At 62.2% G+C, this 15,210-nt stretch carries 12 protein-coding genes; 6 read left to right on the forward strand and 6 right to left on the reverse strand.

What is annotated here, in order from left to right; all coding sequences use genetic code 11:
• Positions 1–75 precede the first annotated feature (75 nt).
• Entirely contained in the window at positions 76–1,209 is a 1,134-nt protein-coding gene (locus AC72UB_RS06570) for an aromatic ring-hydroxylating oxygenase subunit alpha (protein WP_505189054.1), read from the forward strand.
• A 149-nt stretch (positions 1,210–1,358) separates the two neighbouring features.
• On the opposite strand, the gene AC72UB_RS06575 is transcribed toward AC72UB_RS06570, so the two are convergent.
• From AC72UB_RS06575 to AC72UB_RS06585, 3 genes are all read right to left on the reverse strand, one after another.
• A complete protein-coding gene (locus tag AC72UB_RS06575; RefSeq protein ID WP_505189055.1) occupies positions 1,359–2,582 on the reverse strand; it encodes a Tm-1-like ATP-binding domain-containing protein in 1,224 nt (407 codons plus the stop codon).
• A gap of 96 nt (positions 2,583–2,678) precedes the next feature.
• On the reverse strand, positions 2,679–4,166 hold the full coding sequence (locus AC72UB_RS06580) for an aldehyde dehydrogenase (RefSeq protein WP_505189056.1): 1,488 nt from the start codon (positions 4,164–4,166) through the stop codon (positions 2,679–2,681).
• A 61-nt stretch (positions 4,167–4,227) separates the two neighbouring features.
• Positions 4,228–5,664, reverse strand: coding sequence for an APC family permease (locus AC72UB_RS06585; protein WP_505189057.1), 1,437 nt, complete (start codon positions 5,662–5,664; stop codon positions 4,228–4,230).
• A gap of 208 nt (positions 5,665–5,872) precedes the next feature.
• Between AC72UB_RS06585 and AC72UB_RS06590 the strand changes: the two genes are divergently transcribed.
• Both AC72UB_RS06590 and AC72UB_RS06595 read left to right on the forward strand, forming a co-directional pair.
• Positions 5,873–6,658 (forward strand): IclR family transcriptional regulator, encoded by a 786-nt coding sequence (locus AC72UB_RS06590; RefSeq protein WP_505189058.1) that lies wholly within the window; start codon positions 5,873–5,875, stop codon positions 6,656–6,658.
• 28 nt (positions 6,659–6,686) lie between these two features.
• Positions 6,687–8,039 carry an aminotransferase class III-fold pyridoxal phosphate-dependent enzyme gene (locus tag AC72UB_RS06595; protein ID WP_505189059.1) on the forward strand — a complete coding sequence of 451 codons (1,353 nt, stop codon included), beginning with the start codon at positions 6,687–6,689 and terminating at the stop codon, positions 8,037–8,039.
• Positions 8,040–8,910: 871 nt separating this feature from the next.
• Here AC72UB_RS06595 and AC72UB_RS06600 read toward each other — a convergent pair.
• The gene (locus AC72UB_RS06600) at positions 8,911–9,780 is read right to left on the reverse strand and encodes a hypothetical protein (RefSeq protein ID WP_505189060.1); all 870 of its coding nucleotides are present in this window, start codon (positions 9,778–9,780) and stop codon (positions 8,911–8,913) included.
• Position 9,781: 1 nt separating this feature from the next.
• A complete protein-coding gene (gene thyX, locus AC72UB_RS06605) occupies positions 9,782–10,687 on the reverse strand; it encodes an FAD-dependent thymidylate synthase (protein WP_505189061.1) in 906 nt (301 codons plus the stop codon).
• 195 nt (positions 10,688–10,882) lie between these two features.
• Between thyX and AC72UB_RS06610 the strand changes: the two genes are divergently transcribed.
• From AC72UB_RS06610 to AC72UB_RS06620, 3 genes are all read left to right on the forward strand, one after another.
• Entirely contained in the window at positions 10,883–11,908 is a 1,026-nt protein-coding gene (locus AC72UB_RS06610) for a hypothetical protein (protein ID WP_505189062.1), read from the forward strand.
• A gap of 4 nt (positions 11,909–11,912) precedes the next feature.
• On the forward strand, positions 11,913–13,304 hold the full coding sequence (locus tag AC72UB_RS06615) for a surface lipoprotein assembly modifier (RefSeq protein ID WP_505189063.1): 1,392 nt from the start codon (positions 11,913–11,915) through the stop codon (positions 13,302–13,304).
• A 74-nt stretch (positions 13,305–13,378) separates the two neighbouring features.
• Complete coding sequence (locus AC72UB_RS06620) at positions 13,379–13,807, forward strand: VOC family protein (protein WP_505189064.1); 429 nt, start codon at positions 13,379–13,381, stop codon at positions 13,805–13,807.
• A gap of 323 nt (positions 13,808–14,130) precedes the next feature.
• Here AC72UB_RS06620 and ribD read toward each other — a convergent pair whose 3' ends face one another.
• Positions 14,131–15,207 carry a bifunctional diaminohydroxyphosphoribosylaminopyrimidine deaminase/5-amino-6-(5-phosphoribosylamino)uracil reductase RibD gene (ribD, locus tag AC72UB_RS06625; protein ID WP_505189143.1) on the reverse strand — a complete coding sequence of 359 codons (1,077 nt, stop codon included), beginning with the start codon at positions 15,205–15,207 and terminating at the stop codon, positions 14,131–14,133.
• Positions 15,208–15,210 lie beyond the last annotated feature (3 nt).

Raw genomic sequence — 15,210 nt, forward strand, 5'->3', positions numbered from 1 at the left:
GTCATGAAATTTCGTCATGGTCCTTGCCAACCCTTGGCGGCATGAAGCCAAGAGGATCACGTCACGAGGACCCATATGACCGCCCATGACCGCATCAGCCCCGCGCGCGAATTGCACCTGAACGTCTCGGTGCCCTTTGAACGCGCCCATGCCATGCCGAAGTCGGTCTACACCAGCCCCGAGTTTCTGGCGCAGGAACAGCGCCATATCTTTGCGAAAGACTGGATCTGTGCCGGGCGCGCCGAAACCCTGCCCAACCCCGGCGATTACCTGACGCTGACGCTGGCCGAAGAGCCGGTGATCGTGCTGCGCGACCGCGATGGCAGCATCAAGGCGATGTCCAACGTCTGCCGCCACCGGATGTCAACGCTGCTGGAGGGGCGCGGGCATACCCGCGCCATCGTCTGCCCCTATCACGCCTGGACCTACAACCTGGACGGCTCTTTGCGCGGCGCGCCGGCCATGACGCTGAACGAGGGGTTTTGCAAAGACACCATCGCCCTGCCCCGCATCCGCTGCGAGGTCTGGCAGGGTTGGATTATGGTCACACTGAACCCAGACGCCCCGGCCCCCGAACAGGCGCTGCAAGGCGTGCGCGACCTGATCCCCAATCTCGATATGTCGACCTATACCGAGACCTACCGCGAAACCTTCCGCTGGGCGACCAACTGGAAGGTGCTGGCCGAGAATTTCATGGAAAGCTACCACCTGCCCGTGTGCCATGCCGGCACCATCGGCGGGGCCTCAAAGCTGGAAGAAATGGTCTGCCCCGAAGGGACCGAGGCGTTTAACTACCATTGGATCTTGAAGAATGACTCCGTGCCCTTGGCGCTGGCGCATCCGTCGAATACCACGCTTGTGGGGGATGACCGGCGCAAGACCTGGCTTTTGGCGATCTATCCCTCCCTCCTCATCACGCTGACGCCGGGGTATTTTTGGTACCTGTCCCTGACACCGGACGGGCCGGGCCATGTCACGGTGCTCTTTGGCATGGGTATGTCCGCAGACTGGCTGGCCGATCCGGCGGCCGAACAGCATCTGGCGCGCGTGAAGGCGCTGTTGGATGATGTAAACGTCGAGGACAAAGGCTGCACGGAAAAGGTCTATGCCGGGCTTTTGTCGGGCATGGCCGAACCGGGCCCGCTGTCGCATCTGGAGCGCCCGAACTTCGAGTTTGCACAATATCTGGCAAGCCGCATCCCGGCCTGAGGCTGCGCGGCTGAAATCCAGAAATGATGGTATTTGCAAAGGCGCAAGACCATCACCCTTCCGCCTTTGGATTTGCGCCTTTTGAAATACTCCCGCCGGAGGCATCCGACCTGTGCCAATGGCGGGCCGTGGGCAGAACGCCGCTGCCGCTACAGCGCGCCCGCCTTGACCCAAGCATCAAAGACCTGAAGCGCGGCGTCGTGGAAGGCCGGGTCGTTGATATGGGCGTCAAGCTCGATCAGCTGCACATTCGGCGGGCAGGCGTGGCGCATCTCGTCGACAAAGGCGGCCAGCGCCTCGGGGTCAGACAAGGGGCCACCGGGGCGGTCCCATTCGTTGCCGCCTTGGGTTGGCAACAGAAACACCACCGGGCCTTGAGCCTTGGCCAACTTGGCACAGAAGACGCGAGCAAGATCGCGGCGCTGGTTGGCGGTTTGCACGACGCTGGTCAAGAGCCGGTTATGGGCATGGGCCGGGGTGTCCTTGAACGCCTCGGGCAAGGGTTTCCAGCCGACGAAGTCGATGAGGTCATAGCAGCCGATTGAGACGATCTGCGGGATGCCCTTGGCCCCCGCATTTTCCATCCGGTCGGCGCCTGCGCTGATGGCTGAGCCGAAAAGATGGTTGGCCACCTCTTGCGGGGCGAAGTCCATCACTGCGGCGAAGGCGCCTTCGGCGGCAAGGGATTCAAAGGCGCGCCCGCCCATGCCGGTGGCGTGAAACACCGCCACCTCATAGCCGCGCGCCTCGAGCGCGGGCTTGAGCGTGGTCATGTAGCGCAGGACCGTCTTGCCGAACGAGGTCATGCCGATCAGCGGGCGATCGCGCCGTGGCGGCTCCACCGCGCGCGCAGCGCCCAACACGGCACCAGCGGCTTGGCTGAGCGAGGCTTTGCAGACCGAGTTCAGCCCATAAAGCCCGCCTGCCCAAAGGATCATCTGGGTATCCGCTGCCAGCCGTTCCGGCGGGATCATCGGCGAGAAGCTGACAGTGGAGACGATGTATTTCGGCACGCCCAAAGGAAGGGCCCCGCAAAGATCAAGGGCGAGGTCGGTGCCCATTGAGCCGCCCAGCACAAGCACCCCGTCAAACTGCCCTTCGCGGTAGAGCCGGGCGGCCAGTGCCGCAGAGCCCCGCGCCATGGCCTGCATGGCGATGTTTTCATCCTGCGATCCGATGATGGCGTCAATGGTCGTGCCCGCAGCGGCGACCACATCATGCTTGGACCAATCGGTCGGAGCGGTCGGGTTGCCAAGGACCGAGACATCCATGGTCAAGGCGACGCCGCCCTGCCCGGCGATCACGCCCGAGATATAGGTCAGTTCGTCGTCCTTAGTGTCATAGGTGCCGACGATCAAAATGCGGTTGCCCATGGGCTGGTCCCCCGAATGCAGGTCCTTGGTTTGACGGCGGAGCGGGGGTTTCACACCCCCGCGCCCCCGTGGGATATTTCCACCACGTTGAAGGCGTTAGAGTTGGATCCACGCGGTTTTAAGGTCTGTGTATTTGTCGAGTGCATGCAGGGATTTGTCATGCCCATTGCCCGATTGCTTCATGCCGCCCAAAGGCACGGTGTTGTCGGCCCCGCCATAGGTATTGACGTGGACAACGCCCGAGCGGATGGCGCGCACCATGCGGTGGGCGCGGCTGAGGTTTGATGTCCAGACACCCGCAGCGAGGCCGAAGTCGGTGGCATTGGCGAGTTTGGTCGCCTCATCCTCGGTGGTGAAGGGGGTCACGGCGAGGATCGGGCCGAAGACCTCTTCGCGGAAGAGGCGATGGGTCGGTTGGACGCCTGCGACGACTGTTGGCTCCATGTAATAGCCGCCGGTGTCGGTCATGGCGCGGTTGCCGCCAAGGACCACCTCGCCGCCATCGCGGCGGGCATCGGCCACGAAGCCAAGGTTGCCCTCAAGCTGCCCCTCAGAATTCACCGCGCCGATTTGGGTTACAAGGTCCAAGGGGTTGCCGAGTTTCATGCCTTGAGCGGCCTTAGCAAGGGCAGCCACGAACTCGTCATGCACCGAGGCCTCGACCAGAAGGCGCGAGCCTGCGACGCAGACTTGGCCTGCGTTGCGGAAGATCGCGGTGGCGGCGGCCTTGGCAGCAGCCGTGAGGTCAGGCGCGTCGGCAAAGACGATGTTGGGGGATTTTCCGCCAAGTTCCAGATAGCAGCGCTTGAGGTTGGATTGCGCGGAATACTGCAACAGGCGCCGCCCCGTGGGGCCAGAGCCGGTAAACACCATCACATCGACATCCATCGACAGGGACAGCGCCTCGCCGGTGATGCGGCCCGGCCCGGTGACGACGTTGAACACACCCGGCGGTATGCCCGCCTCAAGTGCCAGTTCCGCCAGCCGGATCAGCGTGAGCGATGCAGTTTCGGCCGGTTTCAGCACGATTGAATTGCCCATCGCCAAGGCAGGTGCGATCTTCCATGCGCCGATCATCAGCGGGAAGTTCCACGGCACGATGGCGGCCACCACGCCCACGGCTTCGCGGTGGACAAGGGCCAGAATGTTCTCGGCGGTGGGGGCGATTTCGCCGTACACCTTATCGATGGCCTCGGCGTAATAGCGGAAGGTTCCGGCGGCCGATCCAGGTTCCGCCTTCAGCGCCATACCGATGTCGGTGCCATTGTCGCGCACACCCAAGACGGCCAGTTCAAGCGCGTGTTTGTCGATCAGATCCGCCAGACGAAGGAGCACGGCCTTGCGCGCGGCAGGCGCCATGCGCGACCAGCGGCCGCTGTCAAAGGCCGCGCGGGCCGAGGCAACCGCGCGGGCCACATCTTCGGCGCTGGCCGCAGCGGTGGTGGTCAGCTTTTGCCCATTGATGGGCGAGAGCACAACGGTTTCGCCGCCTTGCCCTTCAACCCATGCGCCATCAATCAACAGCTTTTGCGGTGCCACTGGGGCAGAGGCGAGGCGGTCAATCTCGGCTTGGGTGACGGCCATGGCGGCACTTCCTTTTGGACATGAAAACGGGCGGCCCGTCACAGGCCGCCCGCAGTTTCTCTTAGGCCTTGGTGTTGCCAAGGGCCTTAAAGCGGGCCGGATCACGCGCGGCCAGCATCGAGGCCAAGGCAAAACCGATCAGCGCAAACAGCGGCACCAGCGCCGGGATCATCCAGCCCAAGTTGCCCTCGGTGCCGGTCAGGGCGCCAAAGTCACGGAAGATGATGATGAAGAGATACCCCATCACCAACCCGGTGATCAGCGGCAGCACCTTGGTTGCCAGCACGCTTTCGCCCATCGCGTCCTTCATGAAGAACATCAGCACCGAAAGCGAGGTCAGCGCCATGAGCCCCAGAATACCCAAAGTGCCCATCTGGCTCATCCAGACGAAGAGGTTGAGCACCGGATCCAGCCCGTTGACCAGGAACAGCGTGACCACAGCAAAGGCCACGATGGTCTGGATCACCGAACCGCGATGCGGCGACTGGTGGGTGGCATGGGTTTGGCCAAGCGAATCCGGCAAGATGCCTTCGCGCCCTGCCACGAACTTGTAGCGCGCCACCGCATTGTGGAAGGCGAGCACAGCGGCAAAGATCGAGGTCATGAACAAGATGCCCATGATCATGGTGAAGGTGGCGCCAACATAGGTTTCACCGAGCATGAACAAGAACCCCGACGGGTCGCCCATTTCGGTCAGCGTCGGCAAAAGCTTGTCCACGCCAATGCCCATGGTCATCAGCCAAGCGGTCAGCGTATAGAAGATGCCGATCGACAGAACCGAGATATAGGTGGCCTTCGGCACGGTGATCGGCGCGTCTTTGGCCTCTTCGGAATAGATTGTGGTGGCCTCAAAGCCAATGAAGCCCGCAAAGCAGAACAGGAACGCAATCGACGGCACGCCGCTGGTGATCTGGCTCCAGGTGAAGGGTTGCAGGTTCAGACCGTCGGCACCGCCCGTGAACAGGATCGAGGCCAGGAGGATCAAGACGATGCCAAACTCAGCCAGCACCAGCCACATCAGCACCTTGGCCGAAAGGTCCACCTGACGGTAGCCAAGGACGGCAACCAGCGCGATGGCGATATAGGTCCAGATGTACCAAGGCAGATCCAACCCGAACTGGGCGAAGGTGCCCGAGGCGACCGCGCCGAGAAGGCCCATCAGGCCAACTTGCATGGCGTTATAGGACAGGATGGCGACCATGGCCGCAGCCCCACCCATGCGCCCGCCCAGACCTTGGGCAGCAAAGGCATAGAAGGCGCCCGCGTTTTTCACATGACGGCTCATCGCGACATAGCCGACCGAGAAGGCCAGCAGGATCAGCGTCACGATCAGAAAGCTGCCCGCGATGCCTGCGCCGTTGCCGAACAGCATTGACGGCGGAATGCCCCCGCCTGCGCCGGTCAGCGGAGCAGCAGCCGATACCACCATGAAGGTGATGGCCGCAACGCCGAGGGTGTTTTTCTTCAACTGATTGGTGGGGGTACCGGCGTCAGCCATGCTGCGCCCCCCGGATGATGGTGGAAGTCATTGTGATGTCCCCTTCCTGATGGTGGATGACGCGGATGTTCATCATCCGTCGTTCGGTTTGATATTTGAACCGATGGTTCGAAAACATTTGACAGCCTCTGCGACAATCTGTCAACTGAAATGCAGCGCCGGCCGGGATATCGGACCAGCAGCCGATCGGAAAATCCGCAGGGCCATCATGGGAACCGTTAGCAAAGCCTTGGAACTCTTGAACCTTTTCACCCGACAGCGCCCGCTGATCGGGCTGTCCGACTTGGCGCGGCTGGCCGAGTTGAACAAGGCGACCTGCTATCGGCTGGTGACCGAACTGTGTGACTTCGGTCTGGTGGAACAGGTGGGCAGTGCGCGCGAGTATCGGTTGGGGCCTGCGGTTTTGCGGCTTGCCGCCTTGCGCGAGGCGCAGGTGCCAACGCGCGAGGCGGCGATGCCGGTCTTGCAGGCTTTGGCGCAGAAAACTGGCGAGACGGCGCATCTTTCGATGCTGATGGGCGGGGCTTTGCACACGCTGGGCTTTGCCTATGCCACCACCCACATGACCCGCGTCACGATGGAGGACGCCGAGGTTTTGCCGTTTCACGCCACATCGTCCGGGCTTGTGGTGCTGGCCTTTCAGCCCGAGGCCTTCCGCGAGGCCGTGCTGGCGCGGCCCATCCCACGCTTGACGGGCCAAACCGAAACCGCGCCCGAGGCGCTGCGCGCGCGGCTCAGCGAAGTGCGCCACCGGGGCCTGGCCGAAAGCCGGGGCGCCTTTCAGGCCGAGGTGCATTCCATGGCCGTGCCGCTGTTCAACGCGCTGGGGGCTTGCGTGGGGGCGGTCGCCGTCGCAGCCCTTGCCAGCCGCATGACCGAGGACCAGCGCCGCCTGATCCGCTTTGCCCTGACCGAGGCCGGCTCTGAAATCACCACCCTGTGGGGCGGCAGCCTGCCCGCCGATATTGCCACGCTCTGGCAGCTTGCCGCCTAAGGCGCGCCAGAGACTGAAAGGACAAGACATGAAAGACGAGAACTTCCTCAAGGCCAACAATGCGCGCAGCCTGTGGCACCCGATGACGGCGCCTGCAGACAGCCTGAAGAACCCGCCGGCCATCATCACCAGCGCCAGCGGTGTGCGGATCAAGGACATCGACGGGCATGAGGTGGTGGATGCCGTGGGCGGGCTGTGGAACGTCAACCTTGGCTATTCCTGCCAACCGATCAAAGACGCCATCGCGGCGCAGCTGGATGCGCTGCCCTATTACTCGATCTTCCGGGGCACCTCGAATGACAAGGTGATCGAGCTGGCCGAGGAGCTGCGCGACTTCTTCGCGCCTGACGGGCTGACGCGGGCCTTCTACACCAGCGGCGGGTCGGACTCGGTCGAGACCGCCCTGCGCCTGTCGCGGCAGTATCACAAGATCAAGGGCGAGCCGGGGCGGATCAAGTTTCTGTCGCTGAAAAAGGGCTATCACGGCACGCATTTCGGCGGCGCCTCGGTCAACGGCAACGCCAATTTCCGCACCGCTTATGAGCCCCTTTTGGCCGGCTGCCACCACATCCCGGCCCCCTACCCCTATCGCAACCCCTTCAACGAGACCGATCCGGCCAAGCTGGCGCAGCTGTGCCTGCAGGCTTTGGAGGATGAGATCGCCTTCCAAGGTGCAGGCACCATTGCGGCCTTTATCATGGAGCCGGTCTTGGGCGCGGGCGGGGTCATTCCGCCGCATGAAAGCTTTATGCCCGGTGTCTCCGCGATCTGCCGCAAGAACGGCATCCTTCTGATTGCCGATGAGGTGATCACCGCCTTTGGCCGCACCGGGGCTTGGACCGGGTCGCGCCTGTGGGGGGTGCAGCCCGATTTCTCTTGCACCGCCAAGGCGATCACCAACGCCTATTTCCCCTTCGGCGCGGTGATGATCGCCGAGGGCGTGGCGCAGGTGTTTGAGCGTGACGAAACTGGCAAGGCGGCCATTGGCCACGGCTATACCTATTCCGGCCATCCGGTGGGCGCAGCGGCGGCGCTGGCGACGCTGGCGGAAACCAAGCGGCTGCGGGTCAATGAAAACGCCGCCGCACGGGGGGCGCAGCTTTTTGACGGGCTGAAGGCGTTGAAGGCCAAGCATTCGGCCATCGGCGATGTGCGGGGCGGGCATGGGTTGATGCTGGCGATCGAGATGGTGGGCGACCGCACCACGAAATCCGCGCCGGACAAAGCGGTGCCAGCCTTGGTGCAGAAGGTGGCTTACGAGTCCGGGGCCATGGTGCGGGTGTCGGGGCCGAACATCATCCTGTCGCCGCCCTTGGTGCTGACCGAGGCGGACGCAGCGGTGATCCTGAGCGCCTTGGACAAGGGGTTCTCGGCGCTGTGATGCAGGGGGGGCAAACGCCCTCCTTCCCTTCCTTCCCTTCGCCCGGAATCAAGGCGCTTTAGCGCCGCCGGGCCGCGCCCGCCCTCCCCCCGGGAGGGCGCGTTTGCAACGGTTGCTAGCAGAACTGCGGTGGGAGGGGTTGAGAGATAAAGCGCCTAGAACCAGCGGCGGCGCGCCGTCCCGAGGTCGGGCGCGGCCCTTGGTGGGGTGAGGGACGGCCCCGCGCCCTTGCGCGGGGAGAAAACAGTCCAGTGGACTGTTTTCAGTCCCGAACGCCCGCGCCCGCCTGCGCGGGCCGGGGGACGGATCAAACGATTTGACAGTGTAGCGTGCGCACTCATTGCGCACCATGCTTGACGGCGGCAATGGTGCGCAATGAATGCGCACCCTACGCTTGCTTTCTGAAATCAGCTATCAGTTATCGTTAACTGCAAGAACAGCTTCATACACCTAACAAAATTGGAAACAGTCAGTCCAGTTAGCAGAAATCCAAGAAAAACGCTAGCACTTTCGACATCCAACCTCCACACACATTCCCAGTTGGCCACGGGTGCGTATCCCGCTAAGAAGAATATAAAAATTATGGAAAGGAAGGACAATTCCAAACTGGCTTTGGTTAATCTAAGAAGGGAATCGAATGTCTTCGTGTTTTCAATTTTTGACAGAAAAACATTACCCCTAGAAGCAACAAAAAAGTAGAAAGATGCGACGAACCCCGAAAATATTGAAAGCAACGCCATTAAATTGGAAAAAAGGGCACCGACATTTTTCTCTCGAGATTCAGAGACATGCAGCCAAAACATAAACAGTACAGCAGTCAAAAACAAGCCGAACGGAAGGCTCCTAGTAGAAAAGAGGTGGCGAAAATCCTTCATCCCGATTGCATTGGCTGGAACAGTGCTTGTAGCTCGTCAATCCGACGATCAAACGCACTTTCGAGGAAATCATGCCGGAGCGTATAAGACTGTTCTATATCATTGTTATCCAGATCTAAGGTCCCAACTTCGACTATCTGTTGACCGAAAAGATCGATTGGAATCTGTTCCTCAAGTGTCTGCACTGTAAGCTTTTTGACCTGGCTCCGGTTCTGTGATCCCCAACGGAAAATACTCAATATACCGTCCAAGTTCAGGGATTCATTTCTGTCCCCTCGATTCATTCCAATTTCCAGAGTTATGACGCGACCATCTACGATGCTTCTCAAGTTTTCAATACTAGTTTCGATGTCATTTGGTCCACCCTCAATCAATCTCAAATCCTCTGGGACAGCAACTCGCATTTGAATTTTACGTGGCGTGCCATCCCTGAGTTGCGCCAGAGCGTCAGCTGTAAGGCATGGATCAAAATAGTAACCAGAGTGACCCCTAAATCTAGCTTTTAGGAATGCATTGAAACGCGATGGAGAAATACCAGTTCGATTGACCTCCATCGCTACCACGTTGATATCAGCCTTGTACCTAAACGCGACTCGATGACCGAGAGGTGTGTTGTTTGGCTCAAGTGGCCCGGCACCTCTCGCAATCGCAGGTAAATTATCCGTCTGTTGGCGAACCAATTCTCCGGTCAGATACGATCCATTAGACATGACTCTCTCAATCCGAACCTTTACCCCTTGAGTTAACTCCACATACTGTTGCACGTCCGGCATGTTGCTGCACGCAGTGAGTGCTTCAAATAAACCCGATTGTGAAGGCGTTACATTATGAGCCTGGTAAAAATTAACTCGAATATTTTTGTCCATCCTATCCCCAAATATCACAAAACTCCCGCCACTCGCCCTTCGACATGCCGGACTCTTCCTGCGTCACCGTCTCACCTTTAAGTTGCCGTTTCAACACCGAAATCGCCTTGGCCGAGAGCGTGGCCCCGCCCATCCGGTAATCCTCAAACGCCGCAAAGGCCAGCGGGACCCAGTCGCGCACGCAGGCCGCAATCGCCTCGGCATAGACGCGGATTTCATATTGCGCGTGGGCGTCGGCGCGCAGGCGCAGGAAGTGGAAGAGGTTGTGCAGGTCCACCTTCCAATACCACTGGGTATAGATGTTCATCGGCAGGTTCATGCGGGCCAACTCGCGGGCAAGGCCCTGTTGGCCGTCTTGGGACAGCATGGATTCGTAATTGTCATAGCACTGCGCCGCGTCGCGTTTCAGGATGTCCAGCACGCGGGCGGATTCCGCCCCCGTCAGCACCTCGCCCCGGCCTTGGTTGTTGACCACCGATTGGGCGGCCAGCTGTTCGGGCTGGGGGATGTAGAACTCACGGTCCAAGATCGAATAGCGGGCGGAGTATTCGTTGACGTTGGCGGTACGGTGGCGGATCCACTGGCGGGCCACAAAGACCGGCAGTTTGACGTGAAGCTTGATCTCGCACATCTCGAACGGGGTCGAATGCCAGTGGCGCATGAGATATCGGATCAGCCCTTCGTCGTTTTGCACGTGCTTGGTGCCCGCGCCATAGCTGACGCGCGCGGCCTGCACGATGGCGGCATCGTCGCCCATATAGTCGATGACGCGGATAAAGCCGTGATCCAAGACCTCATGCGCGCGGTAGAGATGCGCTTCCATCCCCTCAGAGACAGCGCGCAAGGTCGGGCGGGGCGTGGCCCGTGCGGCTTCGATTTCGGCGCGTTGGTCAGGGGTCAGCGGCATGGGATGGCCTTTCGGGGCGGGGAATGAGTCGGGGTCCACTATATCTTGCGGTGGGCGGCGAAGGAAACCGCTAGCTAAGGCGTGATGCGAGGCTGCATCATAAGCGAGGGCAAAATGCTCCTTTGTGGATAACTTTTGACATTATATATACTTATGGTCATTTATTTCTCTAAAGATAGAAACGTGGGGCAGATTATGGTTCGGTATCGGGCAGCTTTGGCTGCGCTTTTGGTCGTCGCGGCCTGCGGTGGGAATCCATTCTTGCCTGAACCGGTGGATCCGACGCCGCCCGATCCGAATGCGCCCCAGCCCTCGCCCGATCAGGACAATGCGGTCGAGGATCTGCGCGGCTTTCGCTATGACGGGACCACGCTGGAGATCGACATGGCCGGGGTCAGTTCCTCGGGGCGATACGGCCTCTTCCGGCGCAAGGCCGAGATGGACTTCCCGAGGCATGGCGGGCACCCGCGATATCTGGCCTACGAGTTCCAGGAAACCAATATGACGCGGTCCTATCTGGCCTATGTGGCCGAGAATGACCGCGGCACGCTGCTGTCGGTGGCCAGCGCCGATGGCGGGCAGTTCAACGAACATAATGGCGGCGGGGGCTGGGTACGGCTGACGGGCTATTCGCGGCCCGACATCGCCGCCTCCCCCTCTCCTGAAGGGACGGAAGAGGGAACCTTCTCGTATTACGGGGCCTATGCGGGGGTCTTTGTTCCGGGGTTCAATGACCCGGGCGGCCCGCCGCGCCCTGACCCCTTGCAGCCCGGAGAGCCTTTGGGGGTGCGCGGTGTCATTCAGGTGAACGCGCAGTTCACCAACCGGACCTCGGGCCATCCGGAGGTGGTGGAGGGTGAAATCACAAACCGGAGGCTGTTTGACCGCGATGGCAACCCGGTCACCTCGATCAACATCGCGGATGGCAATGGTGGGGTGCGCACCATCGACACGTCACCGATGCCGGGCCTAGTGCTGCGCGAGACTGAGATTTCTGAAAACGGCACCTTTCTGGGCACGGTGGAATATGAGGGCTCTCCGGACAGCGAGGCGGGCAGCTTTGATGGGGCCTTTGGCGGCACCGGGGCCAGCGATGTGGCCGGTGTCATCTGGGTAAACCCGATTGATGGCGAAACCGGGATTCACGAATATGGCACCTTCAACCTGCCGCGCTGCGATTTGCCCGGTGCCTCGCCGTCACCGATCTGCACGCCGCGCTAAGGCCATGTTGGCTCACCGCCTGCGGGCCTTGGCGCTGCTCCTTGGCTTGGGTCTGGCGTGGCAGGCCCCCGCCCCGGCGCGCGCCGAAGTGCTGAGCCTGACCCCGGATGAGGCGCTGATGACGGCGCGCGCGGCCTATCTTGCGGGCGATGTTGCCGTGGCGGGCCATATCGCGCGGGCGCTGGCGGCGGTAGAGCCGGACAATCCGCGGGTACATCTTTTGCTGGCGGCGACCGAACCAAAGCTCGGCCGCGCCGATGCCGGGCTGATCGCGGGGCGCACAGCGTGGAAGCTGGCACCGCGCGGGCCGGACAACCAGACTCTGCGCTATGAAATTGCCCGCAACACCGCCAAGGCCGCATTGGACGCCGGACGCCCGATGCTGGCGCAATTCTGGCTGCGCCGGTCGCTCGATGTAGCACCAGATGCACTGGCCCTTGCCGCCTCTGGCCGAGATCTGGGGCTGGTGCGCAATCGCACGCCCTGGCGCTTGACCTTTGATCTCGAGGCCGGGCCAAGCGACAACCTGAACGGCGGGGCGGACAGTGCGGTGTTCCGGATTGGCGGTTTCGTGTTGGGAGATTTGTCGAACGGCGCGCAGGCCCTGTCGGGCGCGCGGGTAAGCCTGCGGATCGCGGCAGAGCGCGCCTTGCCCGGCAGCGACCGGGCGCAGACGGTGCTGACCCTGTCGGGTGAGACCGTGGCGAACGAGATCGATGCCAGCTCTCGGGTGGCGGCAGGGCGTGTCACCTCGGGTGATCTGAACCGCTCTCGCCTTGCCTTTGGCCTGCGCCGTGATCTGCGGGTCGGCGCGGCAGGGCTGCCGTTGAGCCTGTCGATCGAGGCGGGTCAGAATTGGGCCGGTGGCGCGGTGCTGGGCCCGACCTTGGCCCTTGGGGCCGAAAGCATGATCTGGAAAGGCGATGGTGCATCCATCTGGCTGGGCGGCAGTGTCGAGCGGTCCTGGGAGGGGGCGAACTCCGGCGCTGATCTTTATGAGATGAGCCTGACTGGCCAGCGGTTCTTTGGCACAACCCGCGCCTCGCTGCGGGTGACGCTGGAGGCGGCGCGCAGCGGGTTTCAGAATTCAACCTATGACGCAGCGCGGATTTCGCTGAAGGTCAGTCCGGAATGGCAGTTGGCGGGGGCGGCGGTCTCTTTCGGGGCGACCGCGGGCTTGCGGGATTACGACAGCTTCACCCTTGGCTTTGCCAATGTCACGGGCGGGCGCGAGGACAAATCGCGGGGCCTATCGATGGATCTGTCCTTTGACGATCTGTCGGTGATGGGCTTTGCCCCGGTCTTGTCTTTGCGCCACGGCAAGACGCAGTCGAACATCAGCCGCTATCAGACCACGACCACCGCCGTGAGTTTGGGGATTTCTTCGGTGTTCTAAGGTGATTGCCAAGGCTGGTCTTTCCCCCCTGCCCAGCCTAGGTTTGGGCCGCACGCACTTGAAGGGGGCATCGGATGAAACTGCGCTATCTGCACACCATGGTTCGGGTTCTGGATCTGGAGAAGTCCATGGCGTTTTATGCGCTGTTGGGTCTGCAAGAGATCCGCCGGTATGAAAGCGAACAGGGGCGGTTCACGCTGGTCTATCTTGCGGCTGAGGGCCAGCCCGAGACGCCGTTGGAGTTGACCTATAACTGGGACGGCGATGATGGGCTGCCGAATGACAGCCGCCACTTCGGGCATCTGGCCTATGAGGTGGAAGACATCTACGCCGTATGCGCCCATTTGCAGGCCCATGGCGTGCTGATCAACCGCCCGCCGCGCGATGGGCGGATGGCCTTTGTGCGCAGCCCCGACAATATCTCGATCGAGTTGTTGCAAGCGGGTGGGGCCTTTGCCCCGGCAGAGCCTTGGCTGTCGATGGGCAACACCGGGCACTGGTGAGCCTGAGGCCAGAAAAATTCTTGGCACAAGAATTTTTGGGGGGCTGTCTGCCCCCCGCGGCCGCAGCCCGGGGCTGCGGCCTTCCCCCCGAGAGTATTTCGCAAGGCGCAAGCCTATCGCGCGGGGTCGGGCGTTTAGAGGCGGCCTTCGGAGAGCTTGCCGGGGATTTTGATCGGCGAGATGGCATTGCGTTGCGGCGGGCGGCGAAGTCAGCCCTTCAAATGGGCCATGAGGCGGAACAGCCTGCAGCTTGGGTGATGTTCAGCGGCCATCAAGCACCATAAACAGGCGCGCGCTTTAAGTCGGCGCGAAGGTTGAGTATTTCAAAAGGCGCAAGACCACAGGGCGTAGGCATCGCCGCCGAGGGTTTGACGTTCGCGCAAGGTCAGGCGCGGGGCTTCGGCCAGGGTCTTGAGACCAAGGGCCGCAAGGGCTGGGCGGCCATCGGCTCCGATCAGGGCCCCGGCGTGATAGGTGGCCAGATCATCGATCAGCCGCGCGGTGACAAGGCTGGCGGCCAACTGGCCGCCGCCTTCGCACAGGATGCGCGTAAGGCCGCGGGTGGCGAGGGCGTTCAGGGCAGAGGTAGGGTCAACTTGGCCAGTAGGGCTGGCTGCAACCTCGATCAGCGTGGCACCGGTGGCGGCCCAGGCGGCGCGGGCGGCCTCGGGCGCTGCGGCGGTGTGGACCATCCAGACCGGGGTTTGGCGGGCGCTCTGACCAAGGCGGCTGGTCGGGGCATGGGACAGACGGCTGTCGAGCACGACACGCAAGGGTTGGCGGGCCGCGCCCATGTCGCGCACGGTCAGATCCGGATCATCGGCGCGGGCGGTGCCAGCACCGACCATCACCGCATCATGCGTCAGGCGCAACAAGTGTGTGTGACGGCGCGCGGCGGGTCCGGTGATCCAGCGGGATTCACCTGTGGCAGTGGCGATGCGGCCATCCAGCGTGGTGGCAAGTTTCAGGGTCACGAAGGGCAAGTTGCGCGTGACGCGTTTCAGAAACCCCGCGTTCAGACGGCTGGCCTCAGGCGCGAGAACGCCTTCGGTCACGGCGACACCTGCGGCACGCAGCATCGCGTGTCCCCGGCCCACGACGCGCGGGTCAGGATCGGTCAAGGCGGTGACAACGCGGGCGACACGGGCCGCAATCAGCGCCTCAGCGCAGGGCGGGGTCTGGCCATGATGGGCGCAGGGTTCGAGCGTAACATAGGCGGTGGCGCCTTGGGCCAAGGCGCCCGCTTGGGCCAGCGCGCGGGTTTCAGCATGCGGGCGGCCGCCGGGTTGCGTCCAGCCGCGTCCGACGATCTGGCCGTCACGCACCAAGACGCAGCCCACCGCCGGGTTGGGCCAGACAGCGCCAAGGCCCCGCGCCGCAAGGCGCAGGGCGTGGGCCATGTG

The organism is Allotabrizicola aquatica (SeqCode), assembly GCF_965194375.1.
Lineage (GTDB): Bacteria > Pseudomonadota > Alphaproteobacteria > Rhodobacterales > Rhodobacteraceae > Tabrizicola_A > Tabrizicola_A aquatica.

Coding starts and splice junctions, on each gene's coding strand:
- AC72UB_RS06570 (WP_505189054.1), top strand. CDS start 76: ATGACCGCCCATGACCGCATCAGCCCCGCGCGCGAATTGCACCTGAAC.
- AC72UB_RS06575 (WP_505189055.1), bottom strand. CDS start 2,582: ATGGGCAACCGCATTTTGATCGTCGGCACCTATGACACTAAGGACGAC.
- AC72UB_RS06580 (WP_505189056.1), bottom strand. CDS start 4,166: ATGGCCGTCACCCAAGCCGAGATTGACCGCCTCGCCTCTGCCCCAGTG.
- AC72UB_RS06585 (WP_505189057.1), bottom strand. CDS start 5,664: ATGGCTGACGCCGGTACCCCCACCAATCAGTTGAAGAAAAACACCCTC.
- AC72UB_RS06590 (WP_505189058.1), top strand. CDS start 5,873: ATGGGAACCGTTAGCAAAGCCTTGGAACTCTTGAACCTTTTCACCCGA.
- AC72UB_RS06595 (WP_505189059.1), top strand. CDS start 6,687: ATGAAAGACGAGAACTTCCTCAAGGCCAACAATGCGCGCAGCCTGTGG.
- AC72UB_RS06600 (WP_505189060.1), bottom strand. CDS start 9,780: ATGGACAAAAATATTCGAGTTAATTTTTACCAGGCTCATAATGTAACG.
- thyX (WP_505189061.1), bottom strand. CDS start 10,687: ATGCCGCTGACCCCTGACCAACGCGCCGAAATCGAAGCCGCACGGGCC.
- AC72UB_RS06610 (WP_505189062.1), top strand. CDS start 10,883: ATGGTTCGGTATCGGGCAGCTTTGGCTGCGCTTTTGGTCGTCGCGGCC.
- AC72UB_RS06615 (WP_505189063.1), top strand. CDS start 11,913: ATGTTGGCTCACCGCCTGCGGGCCTTGGCGCTGCTCCTTGGCTTGGGT.
- AC72UB_RS06620 (WP_505189064.1), top strand. CDS start 13,379: ATGAAACTGCGCTATCTGCACACCATGGTTCGGGTTCTGGATCTGGAG.
- ribD (WP_505189143.1), bottom strand. CDS start 15,207: ATGGCCCACGCCCTGCGCCTTGCGGCGCGGGGCCTTGGCGCTGTCTGG.